Raw genomic sequence first — 19,691 nt, forward strand, 5'->3', positions numbered from 1 at the left:
TAATGCAGTTATAAAAAAAATATGATTTTATATACAATATATACATATTATAAAAGTTAATTTCTATTGGGGGATAAATATATGCAGCGTAGGAAAAGCAGGCCGGTACGCCTGGGTGCTGTCACGGTGGGTGGTGACGCACCGGTGTCAGTACAGTCCATGACTAATACCGATACCTGTGATGTTGTAGCCACCCGGGCGCAAATCGGGCGGCTTGTTGAAGCCGGCTGTGAAATTATAAGGGTGGCGGTACCTGACCAGCGGGCGGCCCGGGCATTGCCGGACATAATGCGGGGGCTGGAAGTTCCTCTAGTTGCGGACATTCATTTTGATTATCGATTGGCCCTGGCGGCTATCGATGCGGGAGTGGACGGGCTGCGGATCAATCCGGGCAACATTGGCAGCCGTGATAAGGTTGTGGCGGTGGTTCAGGCGGCCCGGCAGAAGAATGTGCCAATACGTATCGGCGTTAATGCCGGATCATTGGAAAAGGATTTGCTCCGGGAAGGGGTAACCCCTGAGGCTTTGGTGCAGAGCGCTTTGCGCCATGTATCCATACTAGAGGAACTGGGATTTTATGAAATTAAAATTTCCCTTAAGGCGTCAGATGTACCTCTTATGTTAACCGCTTACCACATGCTGGCCGATAAAGTAGATTACCCGTTTCACATTGGGGTTACCGAAGCGGGTACTTTGTTTGCAGGAAGCATTAAGTCGGCGGTAGGTATAGGGGCATTGCTGTGGGAAGGCCTGGGTGATACAGTTCGGGTTTCTTTGACCGGTGATCCTGTACAGGAGGTACGGGCGGCCTACGAGATATTGAAGGCACTGGGCTTAAGGCGCCGGGGAGCGGAGCTGATATCCTGCCCCACCTGTGGTCGAACGCGCATTGATTTGGTTAGAATTGCCAGCGAAGTTGAACAGCGTTTGGCGGCCATTAAGCAACCGCTTAAAGTTGCGGTGATGGGCTGCGTTGTCAATGGTCCCGGGGAGGCCAGACATGCCGATGTGGGTATTGCCGGCGGTATTGGAGAAGGTCTTATTTTTCGTAAAGGACAGGTAATTAGAAAAGTACAGGAAAGCTTACTGGTTGAAGAGCTGATGAAGGAAATTGATCATATTATTCAAGGGAGGAACGGGGATGAGGGTGTCTAATTTGCTGGTGCCGACACTGCGGGAGGTGCCTGCAGAAGCTGAGGTGATCAGTCACCAGCTGCTGCTGCGAGCTGGTTTTATGCGTAAGGCGGCAGCAGGTGTGTACACATTGCTGCCCTTGGCCTGGCGGGTAATTCTCAAAATCGAACGCATTATTAGAGAAGAAATGGACAGGCAGGGCGGCCAGGAGATAATGATGCCCATTATCCAGCCGGCAGAGTTGTGGCAGGAATCCGGGCGCTGGGATGTGTATGGTCCCGAGTTGTTCAGATTTAAGGACAGGCATGGCCGGGATTTTTGCTTGGGGCCAACCCATGAGGAAATTATTACTACCCTGGTTAAAGGAGAGATAAATTCATATAAGCAGTTGCCGCTGCTGCTGTATCAAATTCAAAACAAATACCGGGATGAACGCCGCCCACGGTTTGGCTTGATGCGTGGCAGGGAATTTATCATGAAAGATTTATACTCCTTTGATCGTGATGAAGCGGGGCTGGATGCCAGTTATAACAAAATGTATGAAGCGTATACTAATGTATTTCGCCGCTGTGGTTTACAGTTTAGGCCGGTGGTGGCAGATTCGGGAGCCATTGGTGGTAGTGACACTCATGAGTTTATGGTGCTGGCTGAGTCAGGGGAAGCCACCGTACTTTATTGCGCTGATGAAAAGTGCGGTTATGCGGCCAACCAGGAACGGGCTGAGGCAGTTCATTCGCTTGCCAGTAACATTGACGTGCCCGGAGAGTTGCAAAAGGTGTCTACGCCGGGCTGCCGCAGTGTTAGTGAAGTAACCGAATATTTAAACGTGCCCCCGGAAAAAGTGATCAAAACCGTTATCTACACCACCGATAAGGAAAATGTTGCGGTGATGATCAGGGGTGACCGGGAAATAAATGAGATCAAGCTATATAATGTCCTGGGCTGTGTCAGGCTGGACCTGGCTGATGAGCAGACTGTGCGCGGGGTAACCGGAGCTCCGGTGGGCTATGCCGGTCCGGTGGGATTGAACGGGGTAAAGCTGGTGGCCGACTCGGAGGTAATGAGTTTGGTTAATGCCGTATGCGGGGCCAATGAAAAAGAGCAGCACCTGGTTAATGTTAACCCGCAGCGGGATACCAAGCCGGATTTAATTACGGATATTCGTTTGGTAAAAGCGGGTGAGCCCTGCCCTCAATGCGGTGCTGAATTGCTAGAGGCCAAAGGAATTGAGGTTGGTCAGGTTTTTAAACTTGGTACTAAATACAGTAAAGCACTGGGGGGCACTTTTTTGGATGAAAGCGGTAAGGCCAGGCCGTTTGTTATGGGTTGTTACGGTATTGGCGTTACCAGGACGATGGCTGCCGCCGTTGAGCAAAATTATGATGAGCGTGGGATTATCTGGCCGGTACAAATAGCGCCTTATCATGTAATAGTAGTGCCGGTGAGCAGCAAAGATCAGAATCTTATGCAAGCCGCAGAAACAATATATAATGATCTTAATGATGCAGGAGTGGAGACTGTTATTGATGACCGGCCGGAGCGGGCAGGGGTAAAGTTTAATGATGCGGACCTGGTGGGGTATCCTCTGCGCGTTACCGTGGGGTCTAAGGGATTAGCGAACGGCCAAGTGGAGCTTTACATGCGGCGCAACGGTGAAACAGTGCTTGTGCCGCAAGATGATGTGGTGAATGCTGTAAAGACAAAGCTAAGGGATATTGGTTAAAGGGGTAATTTAGACTCTTTAAGGATGGCCAAACATGATGCATGATTGTGTTCACCTTGTCAAACGCTCCCTTTTATGATAATATTAATTTGCTTTTGTGCCTATTCGCTATTTTGGTGGTTTTTAAGGTCGTTTATGTAATAGATCTCCACGGTGCTTAAATGCGGTTTTAGGGAGATCGAGAGGATTGCCCCTGTGGTCCAGTAGTGATGACCGGCATTGAAAATGACCACTAAAGACTATTTATGTAGACCTGTTATTGAAGGAGTGGGTATTGCCCACTCTTTCGTATTATACTAAGGGAAACTAGTAAGTTTAGCTGGGGAGGACAAAGAAATGAATAGTAGTAAAACAGTAAAAGCCATAGCACAAATCATTACCCCCAAACTGGTTGAACTAGGTGTTGAACTGGTGGATATAAAATACACCAGGGAAGGGGGGCGCTGGTTTTTAAGGATTTTTATTGATAAGCCCGCCGGTGTGGGCCTCGAAGACTGCCAGTTGGTTTCCGAGAATATAGACCCGCTGTTGGATGAACACGATCCTATACCGCATGCGTACACTCTGGAGGTCTCATCACCTGGTCTGGACAGACCGCTGAACAAACCGGCCGACTTTGCTAGATTTGCCGGCGAGCAAATAAAATTAACTACATTTAATCCGGTGGAAGGCAGACGCAAGTTTAAAGGAAAAATTATCGCTGCCGAAGACCGGTCGGTAACCCTTGATGTGGACGGCACCAGTGTTATTCTGTCTTTGGATCAGGTTGCTTCTGCTCGTTTGTCACCTGAGTTTTAAGGACAGTATGATCACTATTTGTGGGCTTTAAATATATTGTAATATTGTATGGAATAGTTTTTGTGGAGGGACACGGTAATGAATACCGAATTTTTGGAAGCCCTGAAGGATCTTGAAAGAGAAAAGGGGATTTCCGCTAATGTTTTGCTGGAGGCGATAGAGGCTGCGCTGCTTTCAGCGTATAAAAGAAATTTTGGATCACTGCAAAATGCCAAGGTGCTTTTGGACAGGGAATCAGGCGATTGTAAAGTCTACGCCCAGAGGAATGTTGTTGAAGAGGTACTCGATCCACGCCTCGAAATATCGCTATCTGAGGCCAGGGCCATTGATCCCCTATACAATTTGGGTGATGTGGTGGAGACGGAGGTTACGCCGCGTAATTTTGGACGGATAGCGGCCCAAACAGCCAAGCAGGTGGTGGTGCAGCGGATTCGCGAAGCCGAGCGCAACATAATATATGAGCAATTCGCCAACCGGGAAGGTGACATTATAAGCGGCGTGGTGCAGCGGATTGAACAAAAGAACGCTTTTATTGAACTGGGCAAAACAGAGGCTATATTAACACCAGCGGAGCAAATACCAGGTGAAACCTATGCTCAGGGTGATCGGGTGAAGGCCTACATAGTGGAGGTGAAAAAAACCACCAAGGGGCCGCAAATCTTTGTTTCCCGGACGCACCCCGGACTTTTAAAAAGACTCCTTGAACTGGAGGTTCCTGAACTGCAGGAAGGTGTTGTGGAGTTGAAATCTGTAGCTCGTGAGGCAGGCTATCGCTCTAAAATAGCTGTTTTTTCCAGAGATGAAAACGTGGATCCAGTGGGAGCATGTGTCGGTCCAAAGGGGATGCGTGTGCAGACCATAGTTAATGAACTGCACGGTGAAAAATTGGATATCATTAAATGGGACCCTGAGCCATCTAAATTTGTGGCTAGCTCACTTAGCCCGGCCAAAGTAGTGGCCGTTGAGATTTGGGAAGATGAAAAGGTGGCCCGGGTCATTGTACCTGATTACCAGCTTTCCTTAGCTATTGGAAAAGAAGGGCAAAATGCTCGCTTGGCTGCTAAGTTGACGGGTTGGAAGATAGATATAAAAAGTGAGAGCCAAATGGCTGAATTATATCCTGATTATAAAGATTTGTTTGCCGAGGAATTTATTGAATAGGGGGTTTCGGCTTGCCTAAAGTGAGAAAAATACCGGAAAGAATGTGTATAGGCTGCCAGGAAATGAAGCCCAAAAAAACATTAATTCGAGTTGTACGCACGCCTGAGGAGACTATTGAGGTAGATCGCACCGGTAAGCGTTCGGGGCGGGGTGCATACATTTGTCCAAATGAAGAGTGCCTGGATAAGGCATTAAAAGGTAAAAGACTCGAAAAGGCTTTAAAGCATGCCATTACCGAGGAAATTAAAGAAAGTCTGCTGAAAAGGGTGGACCAGCCATGAACGATGCAGTGGCCAATTTGCTTGGTTTGTGCAGGCGGGCCGGAAAGGTGATCAGCGGCGAAACCGCCGTGCAAAATGCTTTTTTAAAAAACGAAATAAAATTGCTGATTCTAGCTAGTGATGCATCAAAACGCAGTCAAGAAAAGTTTATGCAGTTGGCTAAAGAAAATAGTGTTCCTGCTTTTTGCTACTCTTCCAAGAATGAACTGGGTTTTTTGCTGGGAAAGGCGCCCCGTACAGCGGTGGCGATAATAGATGAACAGCTTGCCCGGGGTATCGCCGGAGCGATGGAAAGGGGAGAGGTTGACTTGTGTACGTTTTAATTATTCGGAGGTGATTGTATGGTAAAAAAACGTGTTCATGAACTTGCCAAGGAGCTTAATATAGAAAGTAAGGATATGCTGCGGAAACTTAATCAAATGGGTATTAATGTAAAGTCCCATATGAGCACCCTGGAGGAAAACGAAATAGTAAGGATAAGGAACCATTACCAGAGTGCTGGCGGATCCAGTAAGATAACTAAGTCACCGCAGCCTAAAAATGAAAAACACGGAAGCTTAAAGGCCGCCGGTGGCAGGGATCGCCAAGACCGTGGTCCCGGTTTGGTTGATCGGGTTCCCGACCGCCCACCCGATCGTGTTTTTACAGAAAAAACGGCTGGTAATTTTCCCAGTGACAAGGGTCGTGGAAGTGAGTCGAGGTACAAAAAACAAGACGATCAACACAAAAACAATCAACCAAAAGGTAACCAGCCCAGGGGTAGCCAACCCAGGAACAATCAGCCCAGGAGTAACCAACCTAGAAGTAACCAACCCAGAAAGGAAAACGGTCAGCAGGGTAGAGTGCCTGCCGAACGTCAGCATGCACAGGCTGAGAATCGTGGGATGGTTCATAAGCCCGAGCAAAACAGAGGCCAGTCCCATGCTTTTCGCGACCGCAACAAACCGGGCGACCATAACCGTCCGGCAGGCCAACAACGACCGGCGAAACCATTTGACCGGGGTGCCAAAAAAGGAGGCCACGCACCACACACTGATGCTGGCGGTGGTCTGGCTAAGATGGCCCAAAAGAGTATGCCGGACCAGGTAAAAGCACTGGAGAAAAATAAAGCTCAGGAGCGCTCTAAGCAGGTTGAAAAACATACCTTTAAAGGAAAAAATACCAAGGACAACAGGTTTGTCAAAGATGCCTCCAAGAAAGAGCGTGACTTTAGAAATAGTCCGAACAAAAAATTTAATAGAGGTCCTCGTAAGAAAACCCAGCCGGTACCAACGGTGGAGAAAAAGCCTATTACTATTGGTGAAACTATTACTGTTAAGTCGCTGGCCGAAAAGATGCGCATTAGTGCCGGCGAGGTAATCAAAAAATTAATGGAGCTTGGTACACTGGCTACTATAAATCAGGAAATTGACTCTGATACAGCAACCATTGTGGCTAATGAGATGGGTTTTGAGGTGCAGGTAAAGATTGAGCTGGATAAAGAAGCCCAGTTGATGATGCAGGAACCTGAAGATGATGCTAGTAATTTGAAATCGCGCCCACCGGTAGTTACTATCATGGGGCACGTGGACCACGGTAAAACTTCACTTTTAGATGCTATCCGTCATGCCAATGTGACTGCCTCCGAGGCAGGTGGTATTACGCAGCATATCGGTGCTTACCAGGTTGAGCACAAAGGCAAGAAAATTACATTTGTTGATACGCCCGGGCACGCGGCATTTACCGCTATGCGAGCCAGGGGAGCCAAAGTAACTGATATTGCCATATTGGTAATAGCCGCTGACGATGGTGTAATGCCCCAGACTGTTGAGGCGATTAACCACGCCCGGGCTGCGGAGGTACCTATCATTGTGGCTGTGAATAAAATTGATAAGCCCGATGCTGACCCGGAAAAAGTGAAGCGTGAATTGACAGAGTATAACCTCATACCGGAAGAATGGGGTGGGGATACAATCTTCGTTGAGGTTTCGGCCAAGGAAAGACAAAACCTTACAGATCTTTTAGAAATGATTCTGCTGGTGGCGGAAATTGGTGAATATAAAGCCAATCCAAGCCGGACGGCCCGGGGAACGGTAATTGAGGCTGAGCTTGATAAGGGCCGTGGGCCGGTGGCCACTGTACTGGTGCAAAATGGCACCCTGCGGGTTGGAGATTTCATTATTGCTGGTGTTGCTTATGGGAAAGTCAGGGCGATGATGGACTATACCGGCCGGAGGGTGAATAAAGCAGGCCCGTCCATGCCGGTTGAAGTACTGGGTTTTTCAGCAGTGCCGCCGGCCGGGGAATTGTTTTATACAGTGGAAGATGAAAAGTTTGGCAAGCAAATTATCGATGAACGAGCTAATAAAAAACGGGAGGAAGAGCTTAAGCTATCCGCACCGAAAGTCTCGCTGGATGATTTATTTAATCAAATTAAAGAAGGCCAGGTTAAAGAACTTAGCATAATTATTAAGGCAGATGTGCAGGGCTCAGTGGAAGCCGTGCGCCAGGCATTGGAGCAAATTGGAACTGATGAAGTTAGAGTTAACGTCATCCATGGTGGTGTTGGTGCCATTACAGAGTCTGACATTATGCTGGCATCGGCCTCCAATGCTATAGTTATTGGATTTAATGTGCGGCCTGACGTGAATGCTCGTAACGCTGTGGAAACAGAAAAAGTGGATATCCGGTTATACAGGATTATTTACGACGCCATAGATGATATAAAGGCGGCCATGAGCGGCCTTTTAGAGCCTGAGTATAAAGAAGTGGTTTTGGGAAGGGCTGAAGTTCGCAAGACATTTAAAGTGACCAAGGTGGGCACAATAGCAGGGTGCTATGTAACTGAAGGCAAGGTAACTAGAGATGCAGGTGTCCGGGTAATCAGGGATGGAATTGTAATTCATGAGGGCCATCTGGATTCGCTAAAAAGGTTTAAAGATGATGCTCGGGAAGTGATGCAGGGTTACGAGTGCGGTATCACTGTGGAAAAATTCAATGATATCAGAGAAGGCGACCAAATAGAGGTCTATACTGTGGAGGCTATCAAAAGGGAACTGGCCTGATTATAGTACTATAACCGCAAGGGGGGATTGTTATGTCCCACCGGCCGGAAAGGTTGGCCGAGGCTGTAAAAAAGGAAATGTCCGACCTGTTATTAAATGAATTAAAAGACCCGCGGGTTGGTTTTGCCACCATAACCGGGGTAGATGTGTCAGGCGATCTGAAATATGCCAAAATTTATGTTAGCGTTTTAGGTAATCACGAGCAAAGGCACAATACCATGCTGGCCCTAAAAAAAGCGCAGGGGTTTATTCGTACAGAACTGGGGCGCCGTATCAGGCTGAGACATGTGCCTGAGATATCTTTCCATCTTGATGAATCTTTGGATCACGGTGTCCGGGTTATGGAATTGTTGGATGAGGTTAAGGGTAAAGATGTTTGATAATAAACAGCTTTTCTCCTCGGTGGTTAATGAATTTAATAAAGCGGAAAGCATAGCACTTTGCGGTCACGTCATGCCCGATGGCGATTGTTTGGGGGCTATGCTGGCCTTGGGGCTGGCTCTACGGCAAATGGGCAAAAGGGTGGTGTTTTGCAGTCCCGACCCAGTGCCGGCAGTATATGGCTTTCTACCCTGCGCGGGTGAAGTGCAGTTAGAGCTTAACAAACAGTGGCGATTTGATTTATTTGTTTCTGTGGATTGCTCGGTGCCCGACCGGTTGGGGCATTTTAAGGAACTGCTCGACCGGGCGGGCCGGGTGGTCGTATTAGATCATCATGCTGGTTCAGTTGTCTTTGGTGATGTATATTTAAACATACCTGCTTGCGCAGCTGCGGGCGAGATCGTTTACGATTTGTTACCTTTGTTGCCGGTGGTTTTTGATGAAGATATAGCTACTTGTTTGTATGTAGCTATTGTTACTGATACCGGTTCTTTTCGCTATGACAATACAGGACCCATGACCCATCTTAGGGTGGCTGACTTAATGAAACTAGGTGTTCCGGCGGCACGAGTTAATAAACTCCTTTATGAAGAAAAGCCACTGGTTAGCCTGCGGATATTAAACGCTGTTTTACAAACACTGGGTATAAGTGATTGCGGTCGAGTGGCGTGGATGTATGTGAAAAGGGATACGTTGCGCAGCTTAGATGCATCTGATGAACATGTAGACGGCGTAATTAATTATCCACGTATGATTAAAGGTGTTGAATTGGCATTATTCTTCCGCGAATTGGAGGACGGCAAATATAAAGTTAGTTTGAGATCCAAATACTATTTGGATGTTAATAAACTGGCAGCTCGTTTTGGAGGAGGTGGCCATCCCCGGGCGTCCGGCTGTTTGATAGAGGGTGATTTGGAGGATATTAAAGGCCGTTTACTGCAAGCCGCTCTAAAGGCTTTAAGGGATGAATGAGTATGGATGGTATTTTAAATGTTCTTAAACCCCCGGGCATGACCAGTCATGATGTGGTAGGTTATGTCAGAAAAGTCACCGGTCAAAAAAAAACGGGCCATACGGGGACATTAGACCCGGGGGCTGCTGGTGTGCTGCCTGTTTGCCTGGGAAAGGCTACTAAGATTATACAGTTTCTGCCGGATGACAAATGTTACCGAGCGGAAATAACCTTTGGTAAATCCACCAGCACCCAGGATTCTTTTGGCGATGTACTTAAATCGGACGGCGCGTATGGTATAAATGCTACTGATATAGAACAAGAATTAAAGAGTTTTAAAGGGTGGATTAATCAAATACCACCAATGACATCGGCCATCAAACACCATGGCAAAAAACTTTATGAACTGGCTAGGGCTGGTATTGAAGTGGAAAGGAAGCCTCGTACTGTTTACATACATGAAATTGCGCTGATGAATTTTAATGATGATAAGATATTCCCCAGCGCTATTTTGCATATTCATTGTTCAGCGGGCACTTATGTGCGCACAATTTGCCATGATCTGGGGGAGAAGCTGGGTTGTGGCGCTTATATGTCTTTTTTGTTACGTACCCGGGCGGGGGTGTTTGCATTGGAGGATACTATTACCCTGGAGCAGCTGACCGAGCCTAGCGGGCTGGATATGGAAACATTGCTGGTGCCCATGGGCAGAGCGCTGGCTTACATTCCCGTAGTTGATCTTGATAACAGATCAGCAAGAGCTATTAGCTGCGGCAACAGTATTACGCTGCCAGTTCATATCTTGGCAAGCCGGCTGGTTGCCAAGCAGTTGGTTCGCCTGGAAAGGGCAGGCGTATTAATTGCCCTGGCGGCTGTTAAAGATGACCCTAACATGTCGGAGCATTATATGCTTCAACCGGTTAAAGTACTGGTTTAAACACAAAATGTGGAGGTTATATCAGCAGTGCGTATTTATAAAGACTGGGTAGGGTTAAAGGATAAATATAAAGACATAGTAGTCGGTCTAGGTAATTTCGACGGTATACATTTAGGCCACCAGAGGTTGATTGGCGATTTGGTAGCTAAGTCGCAAGCGGTTGGCGGAACGCCGACCGTATTTACATTTGTTCCCCATCCTCTGGCGGTATTGAACCCGCAAGGTGCGCCGCCATTGATTTTACCGCCGGATGTAAAAAGGAATATGTTTGCGGAGTTGGGTGTAGAGGTGCTGCTGTGGATACCTTTCACCCTGGAATTTGCCCGCCTGAGTCCTGAGGACTTTATTAAACATGTTTTACATGATCAGCTGGGGGTACGAGCTGTTATTGTAGGTTATAATTATACTTTCGGCCATATGGGGCGGGGCACCCCGGAATTATTAAAGGAGTACGGCGAGAAACTGGGTTTTGATGTGGTGGTTCTGCAGCCGGTTAGCATTGAAGGCCAGCCTGTGAGCAGCACGCTGATAAGAAGTTTACTGGCTGATGGGGAAATATCCGAGGCCAGGAAATACCTTGGCTATAGCCCTGTTATTGAGGGAACGGTGGTATACGGTGAAAGACGTGGCAGCACCCTGGGTTTCCCCACGGCCAACATAGAGGTTGAGCATAATCTGTTGGTGCCGGCCAATGGTGTGTATTCAGTAAAAGTAGATATAGACGGACAGACCCTGGGAGGGGTGGCCAATATTGGCGTTAAGCCTACTTTCCACGGAAACACTTTTATTAGAACTATAGAAGTGCATTTGCTGGACTTTTGTGGTGATTTATACGGCAAACTTATCAGGGTATATTTTATCAGACGGTTGCGCAATGAAAAAAGATTTAACTCAGCTGGAGAATTAATTGAACAGATCCAAAGGGATATTCATGAAGCTCGTATTGATTCCACTGGTGCCGGGTGTTGAAAGGTTGAAAGTTGAGAGTTTTTACGCAACGTATTCTATGCCATGTAAGTTTACTTGTCAGGTAGATTATGCTACAATAAATTAGTGCCTCGAAAAACGGTTGTAAAGCGAACTTATCAGATTATTGCCCAGTCGTAAACGTCCCGTATGAAATTGAAGGGAGACGTTTCATTAATGGGGGTGCCCAAGATCGATTTGCCGGAAGAGGAAATGAAAAAATGGTTAAATCATATTGCGCTGATTTGTTTGAGTGAGGATTTTCAGAATTTGAAGAAAGAATTAGAAAAAATTTATTTGCAGGCCAGCACGGAGGAAGATGCTCAGATAGCCGCATTTCAGGATGCCTTGTATGCATTTTTAGCGCAGGAAGAGGATGAACAAACCTGCCAGACCGGGGCAAATTAAATAATATGGAAATGAATGTGATTATTACTGAACATGCGCGGAAGCGATTACGTGATTATCGCCAGGATAAAATTACGGTAGCTGATATTATAGCTGCTACCAGCGGTATACCGGGCCGTATACCTACAGCAACCCGTTTTAGGGGGTTTTTTGCAAAATCAGGGCGCATGTTTGATATTGTGGCCAAAGATATTTCCAGCGGACGCTTGGTGATTACCGTGATAGGCAAGTAATTAAATTTAACATATGTGAACTGTTAGCTAGGGAATTCGTTTATCTCCGACGATTAGCTTGGCTAACAGCGATTATAATATAAAGGAGGTGAACCCTGTGGCATTGTCAGTGCCGGATAAACAATCTGTTATCGATAGCTTTAAGCTACATGAAAATGATACCGGCTCTCCTGAAGTTCAAGTGGCCATATTGACCAGGCGGATTAACGATCTTACAGAGCATCTTAAGATCCATAAAAAAGACCACCACTCCAGGCGTGGGCTGTTGAAAATGGTTGGTCAGCGCCGGGCTTTATTAAACTATTTGAAAGGCCGGGATTTTAATCGTTATCGCGAGTTAATTGAAAAGTTGGGATTACGCAAATAAGAGCGGGTTATATACCCGCTCTTTACATTTTATGTTAATAGCAAAAAAATTAATGTATTTTTTATATTTTAGGCAGGATATACTACTAAATATGTAGAATGAGGTTTTTTTATGATTATAGTAATATTCCAGTCCCTAGTTGAACTTGACTGGATTAGGAAGGAGGTATACCGGTTCCTTTTTTTCGAGCCGGAACAAAAAGCAGGATATGCAGCAGCAGAAAATATTGAGTAAAAGCATTGATGTTGGCGGCAGACAAATGACCATAGAAACAGGTCGGGTGGCTAAACAGGCCGGAGGTGCCGTGTTGGTTCGTTATGGTGACACCGTGGTGCTGGTTAACGCTACTATGGCCAAGCAGGTCAGGGAAGGGATTGACTTTTTCCCACTTACCTGTGATTATGAGGAACGTTTGTATGCAGTGGGTAAAATACCCGGCGGTTTTATTAAGAGAGAGGGACGGCCCAGTGAAAAGGCTACATTAACGGCGCGGTTGATTGACCGGCCCCTTCGTCCTTTGTTTCCAAAGGGTATGCGCAATGAAGTACAGGTTATTGCTTTGGTTTTATCAGTGGATAAGGACAACCCGCCGGAGATGGCTGCCATGGTGGGTGCTTCTGCCGCCTTGCACATTTCGGAAATTCCGTTTAAAGGCCCTATTGGCGGGGTTATCGTAGGACGTGTTGATAATAAGCTTATTATCAATCCTAATATAACCGATGCAGAGAAAAGCGATATGCATTTGGTAGTGGCTGGTACCGGGGACGCCGTAATGATGGTGGAGGCCGGCGCTAAAGAAGTACCCGAGAATGAAATGCTGGAGGCCATTATTTTCGGACATGAAAAGGTGCGGGAAATTGTCGAATTTATTAATGATTTCCGCACTGAAGCACTGGCCATGGGTTTGGCCAAAGAGAAATATGAGCCTGAGTTGATGGTCCTTGAAGAAGAGTTGGAAAACGTTATAACCGCAAGGGTTTCCGAGGATATTAAATCTGCAATAAAAGAATGCATTGTTAAACAGTTATCCAAAAAGGAAAGGGAAGCTTTACTAGACGGGGTAAAGGAAAAACTTACGGCGGAATTACTGGAAGAATACCCTGAACAGGCTAAAGCCATTGCCAGTATCATCGACGGTGTAGAAAAGAAACTGGTCCGCCGCTTCATTCTGGTTGACCGGGTGCGCATTGACGGTAGGGCGCTTAACGAGGTGCGGCCCATTAGCGTTGAGGTAGGTGTTTTGCCACGCACCCACGGCTCGGGCCTTTTTACCAGGGGACAGACCCAGGTGCTTTCCATTGTAACACTGGGGGCTATATCGGAAGAGCAGATACTTGACGGGCTGGGTATTGAGGAAACTAAACGCTATATGCACCATTATAACTTTCCACCTTTTAGTACCGGGGAGACCAAGCCGATGCGCTCGCCGGGCAGGCGGGAAATCGGACATGGGGCGCTGGCGGAGCGCGCTTTGGAGCCAATGATTCCACCTGAAGAAAAGTTCCCCTACACGATAAGGATTGTATCTGAAGTATTGGAAAGTAACGGCTCTACATCCATGGGTAGTGTTTGTGGTAGTTGTTTATCGCTTTTGGATGCAGGGGTGCCCATAAAGGCACCGGTGGCAGGTGTGGCCATGGGCTTGATTAAAGAAGGTGATGAATTTGCGGTATTAACCGATATTCAGGGACTTGAAGATCACCTGGGGGACATGGACTTCAAAGTAGCCGGGACCGCCAAGGGTGTTACTGCACTGCAAATGGATATTAAAATTGCCGGTATTGACCGTGAAATATTGCAAATTGCCCTGAACCAGGCCAATGAGGGAAGGATGCATATTCTGGGTAAAATGTTGGAAGTAATAGATAAACCCAGGACTGATTTATCCCCTTACGCACCCAGGATTATTCAAACTGTTATTGATCCGGATAAAATCAGGGACGTGATTGGCCCTGGCGGTAAAATAATCAAAAAGATTATCGAAGAAACCGGTGTGGATATTGATATAGAAGATGATGGTAGGGTATTCATAGCCGCTGTCAATCCTGATGCAGGCTACAAAGCTTTATCAATCGTAGAAAAGCTGACTAAGGATGTGGAAAGCGGTCAGATTTATAATGGTAAAGTGGTTAAGATTACAGATTTTGGTTGTTTTGTGGAGATCATACCCGGAGTATTAGGACTGCCGGGTAAAGACGGTCTGGTGCATATTTCCCAGCTGGCCCACGAAAGGGTAAATAAAGTGGAAGATGTGGTCAAAGAAGGGGATATGTTAGAGGTTAAAGTGATTGGTTATGATAATCAAGGGAGATTGAAATTATCCCATAAGGATTTACTTCCGGTTCCCGAGGGCATGGAAAACAAAGAAAGGCCAAAGGAAAATAGGGATAACCGGCGCCCTCAGCGTAGCCAGCGCCGACCGCAAAATCATAAATCAAGCTAGTTAAAATACCCCTGAAAAAAAAGGGGTTTATTTTTTGGGAACACAGTTTTAAACTGTAGGTAAAGTGTGCTTGTAAAGTCAACTGGTGGCGTGCTTAGTTTAGGCACAGTTGCTTATTGTCATGAAGCTGGGAGGTCTGCGTAATGTCTTTGGAGTTGTTTGGATATAAAAGCGTGCAGGAGAAAATCAACCGTGAAAAACAGTGGATGAAAAATAATTTTGCTGATTGTCCGGTGAAATACAACCCGGAGGCAGCTTGGCGCCAAAACGCAGTTATATGCCGGCTGTCATTGTTGAAACCTTATTGTTCTGTATTTGGTATTTATCAAATTTTAAACAAAGAATTTAATGAAACCCTGGCTGCGGAGGTTAACGATTTAAACCTTAGTCCCGTGCTTGAGGTTGGAGCGGGTAACGGTGATTTGGCTAATGTTTTGCGCAGCCGGGGGGTGGCACTGGCGGCGGTGGATAATTATACTGAAACATTGCCCCAAGGGTATTGGACCAATGAAGTAATGCCGGAGAATATGGATTACCGCGCAGCGCTTAAAAAATACAGCCCGCAGCTGGTAATATGCAGCTGGATGCCCGAAGGTTGCGATTGGACTAGTGATTTTAGGGCCACCAGTTCAGTCGATGCTTACATTTTAATTGGTGAGGAAGATAAAATCATTTGGGGGGATTACCCAGGCTGGCACAGCCGGGTGCTTAAAGAGCCCAATAAATGGTCGCTGTGCAGGCTGGATAATGGCGTTGATTTTGAAAGGCCGGAGCTTTGGTGGAGGCATTCTAAAGTGGTGCTTTTTAAACGTATCTAAAAGCATGCCCGATAACCTGCCCATAGGGGTGGGTTATTTATTTTCAACAGCATTTTCATATGGTTTGATGCATAAGTATTTATGAAAATATAGTAAGTGGGGAGGGAGGAGTATGTTTATTATCATTAATTGTCGGAGGGTTATTAAAATTTTTTTATTGGTCAGTGCACTAGTCTTTATTTTATGGGTGGTTTGCATCCGTGATCATGTCGCCACCACCGTTGCTGTCGAACCCATTTACCAGGGCGATGAAGATGTTAAGGCTATGGCTCTGACATGTAACGTGTTCTGGGGCGAGGAATATATTGGACGAATGTTGGAAATTTTAGAGGAAAAAAATGTACAAATGACATTTTTTGTTGGTGGTACCTGGGCGGAAAAATTTCCCGATTTGGTGAAAAAAATATATGACCAGGGTCATGAAATTGGCAGCCACGGTTACTCCCACCCACATCCCGACAATCTATCAAGGCAGGAGAACCTGCTGGATATAACAAAAGCGGAAAAAATTATCTATGCTATCACCGGTGAAAAACCCCGGCTGTATGCTCCCCCCTATGGGGAAAGGGGGCCGGCGGTATTAGAGGCTGCGCAGGAATTGGGTTACCAGACCGTGCTTTGGACTATTGACACTATAGATTGGCAGCGTCCCGCCCCGGAAATAATCAGTAAACGTGTATTGAATAAAATGTCAAACGGTGCCATTGTGCTTATGCATCCCACCGCGCCCACTGTAAATGCATTGTCTGAAATTATTGATGGCTTAAAGAAACAAGGTTTTGAATTAATTACGGTGGGTAAGATGCTGGAACAATTGCCTGATAAAGAAACTCTTAATTCAGACGGAGTCTAACTATCTGTGGGCATATGGAAATGTTTATTTATCCAGGGATTTTGGTATTGTTTAATAACTTTTAGCTTGGGGACATTCCTGTCCCAAAGTAATATTGTTGTTGTAGCGGTGTGTCCCTTTTGGGTATGGCGGTGAGGATTAGGTAAGCGGGATAATAATTTGGCATTATGGGAAAACCTAACATAAACCATATTAATATAAATGAGGTGTTCCCATAATGCATTTAAGCAGGTTTGCTATAACATTGGTGGTATTTTTTTGTGTTTTGGTCACATTTATATATACTTCGCCCGGGCTGGCCAATGATCAAGAGCAGCTTGTGCATATCAGTGCCCAGTCGGCATTATTGCTGGATGTGGCTAACGGGCAAATTCTCTATGATAAAAACGACAGGGAGCCAAGAGCTATGGCCAGTACGACTAAAATAATGACGGCTGTGGTGGCCCTTGGAGGTGCGGATATTAAAGGAACTGTAACGGTTAGTCCCCGGGCCGCCGCAGTTGGGGAATCTTCCATGTATCTTGAGCCAGGGGAAAAACTTACCCTGGAACAGCTGTTGTATGGTGCACTGCTGCGTTCCGGTAATGATGCTTGTGTAGCTATCGCCGAACATGTAGCCGGTACTGAGGAATCCTTTGTACTATTGATGAATGAAAAGGCGGTACTGCTGGGGGCCGAAGCCACCAGCTTTCGCAATACTAATGGTCTACCGGCACAGGGCCATTATTCCACTGCTTATGATCTTGCGTTGCTGGCCCGTTATGCCCTGCATGACCCGGCATTTTGCCGGATTGTTAAAACTCGTGCCCAGGTGATCGAGGGACCTGGAGGTATTAGCCATTACTTAAAAAATACTAATAAATTGCTTTGGCATTACCCCGGGGCTGACGGTGTTAAAACAGGTACCACTGAGGCGGCAGGCAAGTGCCTGGTAGCTTCTGCCACCAGGGGGGACAGGCATTTACTGGCAGTAATTTTAAATGGTAGTGACCGTTTTGCAGATGCCAGCCGGCTACTGGACTATGGCTTCGGTGAATTTAAAGCTGTGCAAACTGTTTATGCCGGTGCAGTGTATGAACGGGTTAATGTTACTGATGGGGTTAGCGATACGGTACCGGTTAAAGCATTGGATGATATTACAGTTGATTTACGTGTGGATGGAACGGACAGGTTGGAGAAAAAAATTAAACTGTTGCGTAATATCAGTGCACCGGTTTATGATGGGCAGCCTCTGGGTAAAATTTGTGTGTATGTTAATGGTATCCAGGTAGGTGCCACTAATATTGTGGCTGGCTGTACAATTGAGAAAACGACTTTATGGCAGAAGGCTGCCAGAATAATGAAAAATGCTTGTTCTAAAAATTTATAGTAAAACAAGGATTTAATGAAAATGACAAGAAATATACCAATTGGCATAGTGTATGGTACATTTTATAAACAGGAGGTAACTGCGTGATACAGATAGCCGAACTGGCTAATGGAATTAAAGTGCTGACGGAGAACATACCGCATGTAAGGTCGGTGGCCATTGGAGTTTGGGTGGATATAGGCTCCCGGGATGAAAGTAATGAAGTGGCGGGTATATCTCATTTTATTGAACACTTAATGTTTAAAGGGACGATAAAACGCACCGCTAAGGATATAGCAGAAGCGCTGGACGCCGTGGGTGGTCAGTTAAATGCCTTCACCACCAAAGAGTATACCTGTTATTACGCCAGGGTGTTGGATGAACATTTTTCATTGGGTATTGACTTGCTGGGTGACATGCTGTTGCATTCCCGTTTTGACCAGGTTGATATTGACCGGGAGCGCAATGTGATCCTAGAGGAAATAAAAATGTACGAAGATGCCCCGGATGAACTGGTGCACGATGTATTTGCCGGCACCATCTGGCAGTCCCACCCGCTGGGCAGGCCGATCATTGGGGATGAAAAAACAGTGCAGGGGCTCTCCCGGGAGCAAATACTATCCTTTTATAACAAGTATTACAGTCCAGGTAACCTGGTGATATCGGTAGCAGGCAATTTTGAACATCAAAAGGTTATCTATGCTTTAAACGATACCTTTGGTAAATTAAGCGGAGACAAAAAAGAAAAACTTTATACATTGCCGGAACCCGCCCGCCAGGTGGTTTGCCGGGCCAAGGATACCGAGCAGGTCCATATATGTCTGGGTACGCCGGGACTGCCCTTGGATCATGAAAAGATATATGTTTTACAAATTATAAACACTATTTTGGGCGGAGGTTTGAGCTCCCGGCTTTTCCAGGAAATTAGGGAACAGCGCGGGCTAGTTTACTCAATTTTTTCTTATCACAGCTCTTACCATGATGCCGGTCTTTTTTGTATCTATACGGGACTGAGCAAACTAAACGTGCGGGCCACTCTAGAATTGATTATTAAGGAAATATACCATATCCAGTCAAACGGGGTGTCCCCCACCGAACTACAGCGGGCTAAAGACCAGTTAAAGGGAAATCTGCTGCTTAGTTTGGAAAATGTTAGCACCAGGATGAGCAGGTTAGGTAAATCACAAATGTATCTTGGCAAGATTGTGCCACCGGACGAAATCGTAAATCGTATCATGGCCGTGTCGGATAGTGATATTAAGGATTTGGCCAGCACTGTTTTAAAACCGGAAAATTTCTGTATGGCCAGTGTGGGGCCTTGGGATGATGGTGATCTACTGGGCGAAATTATTAATAATATGTAAATCAAGGATGTGTAAGGGTGCAAGTAAAATTTAAAAAATTAAATGCTGCCATTGGGGTTACTATTCCCGCACCCGCTTATGCTACCCCCGGGGCTGCTGGTATTGACCTGGCTGCTTCTATAGAAGGTCCTCTGGTTGTGGCTCCCCGGGATAGGGCATTTGTTCCCACGGGGCTGGCGGTGGATATACCTGATGTTAATGTGGTAGGGTTGGTTTTTGCGCGCAGTGGTTTAGCGAGCAAACATGGTTTGACCCTGGCCAATGGGGTGGGGGTAATTGATAGTGATTATAAGGGTGAAATAATCTGTGCGGTACAGAATAATAGTGAAGTGCCTTATGAAATAAAGCCCGGTGATAGGATCGCCCAGATGGTGTTTATGCCTTGCTTTCAGGTAAATATAGCTTATACTGATGAGTTGACCCCGTCAGACAGGGCTGCAGGGGGTTTTGGATCAACTGGTAGATAAGACCGTATACCGG

The 19,691-nt window shown here is 46.2% G+C and carries 21 protein-coding genes; all 21 read left to right on the plus strand.

From position 1 onward, the window contains the following. The first annotated feature begins 81 nt into the window (after window positions 1-81). The 21 genes from ispG (at window position 82) to dut (ending at window position 19,678) form a co-directional block, all read left to right on the plus strand. Complete coding sequence (gene ispG, locus DESGI_RS08730; RefSeq protein WP_006522466.1) at window positions 82-1,155, plus strand: flavodoxin-dependent (E)-4-hydroxy-3-methylbut-2-enyl-diphosphate synthase; 1,074 nt, start codon at window positions 82-84, stop codon at window positions 1,153-1,155. Beyond that, window positions 1,142-2,857 carry a proline--tRNA ligase gene (locus tag DESGI_RS08735; protein ID WP_006522467.1) on the plus strand — a complete coding sequence of 572 codons (1,716 nt, stop codon included), beginning with the start codon at window positions 1,142-1,144 and terminating at the stop codon, window positions 2,855-2,857. The genes ispG and DESGI_RS08735 overlap by 14 nt, the downstream gene beginning before the upstream one ends. A gap of 336 nt (window positions 2,858-3,193) precedes the next feature. Beyond that, window positions 3,194-3,655 (plus strand): ribosome maturation factor RimP, encoded by a 462-nt coding sequence (gene rimP, locus DESGI_RS08740; RefSeq protein WP_006522468.1) that lies wholly within the window; start codon window positions 3,194-3,196, stop codon window positions 3,653-3,655. Window positions 3,656-3,733: 78 nt separating this feature from the next. Further along, window positions 3,734-4,816 carry a transcription termination factor NusA gene (gene nusA / locus DESGI_RS08745; protein ID WP_006522469.1) on the plus strand — a complete coding sequence of 361 codons (1,083 nt, stop codon included), beginning with the start codon at window positions 3,734-3,736 and terminating at the stop codon, window positions 4,814-4,816. A gap of 11 nt (window positions 4,817-4,827) precedes the next feature. Then, complete coding sequence (rnpM, locus tag DESGI_RS08750; protein WP_006522470.1) at window positions 4,828-5,097, plus strand: RNase P modulator RnpM; 270 nt, start codon at window positions 4,828-4,830, stop codon at window positions 5,095-5,097. After that, complete coding sequence (locus tag DESGI_RS08755; RefSeq protein WP_006522471.1) at window positions 5,094-5,420, plus strand: L7Ae/L30e/S12e/Gadd45 family ribosomal protein; 327 nt, start codon at window positions 5,094-5,096, stop codon at window positions 5,418-5,420. Before rnpM ends, DESGI_RS08755 begins: the two co-directional genes overlap by 4 nt. An 18-nt stretch (window positions 5,421-5,438) precedes the next feature. Further along, entirely contained in the window at window positions 5,439-8,141 is a 2,703-nt protein-coding gene (gene infB, locus DESGI_RS08760; protein WP_006522472.1) for a translation initiation factor IF-2, read from the plus strand. A gap of 32 nt (window positions 8,142-8,173) precedes the next feature. Next, window positions 8,174-8,521, plus strand: a complete 348-nt coding sequence (gene rbfA, locus DESGI_RS08765; protein WP_006522473.1) for a 30S ribosome-binding factor RbfA — start codon at window positions 8,174-8,176, stop codon at window positions 8,519-8,521. After that, the gene (locus tag DESGI_RS08770; protein ID WP_006522474.1) at window positions 8,514-9,494 is read left to right on the plus strand and encodes a DHH family phosphoesterase; all 981 of its coding nucleotides are present in this window, start codon (window positions 8,514-8,516) and stop codon (window positions 9,492-9,494) included. The genes rbfA and DESGI_RS08770 overlap by 8 nt, the downstream gene beginning before the upstream one ends. A gap of 2 nt (window positions 9,495-9,496) precedes the next feature. After that, a complete protein-coding gene (truB, locus tag DESGI_RS08775; RefSeq protein ID WP_041284833.1) occupies window positions 9,497-10,411 on the plus strand; it encodes a tRNA pseudouridine(55) synthase TruB in 915 nt (304 codons plus the stop codon). A gap of 27 nt (window positions 10,412-10,438) precedes the next feature. Continuing rightward, complete coding sequence (locus DESGI_RS08780; protein WP_006522476.1) at window positions 10,439-11,380, plus strand: bifunctional riboflavin kinase/FAD synthetase; 942 nt, start codon at window positions 10,439-10,441, stop codon at window positions 11,378-11,380. Window positions 11,381-11,554: 174 nt separating this feature from the next. Further along, entirely contained in the window at window positions 11,555-11,785 is a 231-nt protein-coding gene (locus tag DESGI_RS08785) for a hypothetical protein (RefSeq protein ID WP_006522477.1), read from the plus strand. Window positions 11,786-11,796: 11 nt separating this feature from the next. After that, window positions 11,797-12,018: a hypothetical protein gene (locus DESGI_RS08790; RefSeq protein ID WP_041285339.1), complete on the plus strand. Its 222-nt coding sequence runs from the start codon at window positions 11,797-11,799 to the stop codon at window positions 12,016-12,018. 97 nt (window positions 12,019-12,115) lie between these two features. Then, entirely contained in the window at window positions 12,116-12,385 is a 270-nt protein-coding gene (gene rpsO, locus DESGI_RS08795; RefSeq protein WP_006522479.1) for a 30S ribosomal protein S15, read from the plus strand. A 111-nt stretch (window positions 12,386-12,496) separates the two neighbouring features. Then, the gene (locus tag DESGI_RS26040; protein WP_006522480.1) at window positions 12,497-12,619 is read left to right on the plus strand and encodes a hypothetical protein; all 123 of its coding nucleotides are present in this window, start codon (window positions 12,497-12,499) and stop codon (window positions 12,617-12,619) included. Next, window positions 12,594-14,828, plus strand: a complete 2,235-nt coding sequence (locus tag DESGI_RS08800; protein WP_015617954.1) for a polyribonucleotide nucleotidyltransferase — start codon at window positions 12,594-12,596, stop codon at window positions 14,826-14,828. Before DESGI_RS26040 ends, DESGI_RS08800 begins: the two co-directional genes overlap by 26 nt. Before the next feature lie 143 nt (window positions 14,829-14,971). After that, on the plus strand, window positions 14,972-15,646 hold the full coding sequence (locus DESGI_RS08805) for a hypothetical protein (RefSeq protein ID WP_006522482.1): 675 nt from the start codon (window positions 14,972-14,974) through the stop codon (window positions 15,644-15,646). A 112-nt stretch (window positions 15,647-15,758) separates the two neighbouring features. Further along, the gene (locus DESGI_RS08810; protein WP_006522483.1) at window positions 15,759-16,499 is read left to right on the plus strand and encodes a polysaccharide deacetylase family protein; all 741 of its coding nucleotides are present in this window, start codon (window positions 15,759-15,761) and stop codon (window positions 16,497-16,499) included. Between the two features lie 217 nt (window positions 16,500-16,716). Next, the gene (locus DESGI_RS08815; protein WP_006522484.1) at window positions 16,717-17,868 is read left to right on the plus strand and encodes a D-alanyl-D-alanine carboxypeptidase family protein; all 1,152 of its coding nucleotides are present in this window, start codon (window positions 16,717-16,719) and stop codon (window positions 17,866-17,868) included. 83 nt (window positions 17,869-17,951) lie between these two features. Then, window positions 17,952-19,211, plus strand: a complete 1,260-nt coding sequence (locus DESGI_RS08820) for a M16 family metallopeptidase (RefSeq protein WP_006522485.1) — start codon at window positions 17,952-17,954, stop codon at window positions 19,209-19,211. Between the two features lie 17 nt (window positions 19,212-19,228). Then, window positions 19,229-19,678 carry a dUTP diphosphatase gene (gene dut, locus DESGI_RS08825; protein ID WP_006522486.1) on the plus strand — a complete coding sequence of 150 codons (450 nt, stop codon included), beginning with the start codon at window positions 19,229-19,231 and terminating at the stop codon, window positions 19,676-19,678. Window positions 19,679-19,691: the final 13 nt, after the last annotated feature.

This window comes from Desulfoscipio gibsoniae DSM 7213, from assembly GCF_000233715.2.
In the GTDB taxonomy this organism is placed as follows: Bacteria; Bacillota; Desulfotomaculia; order Desulfotomaculales; family Desulfallaceae; genus Sporotomaculum; species Sporotomaculum gibsoniae.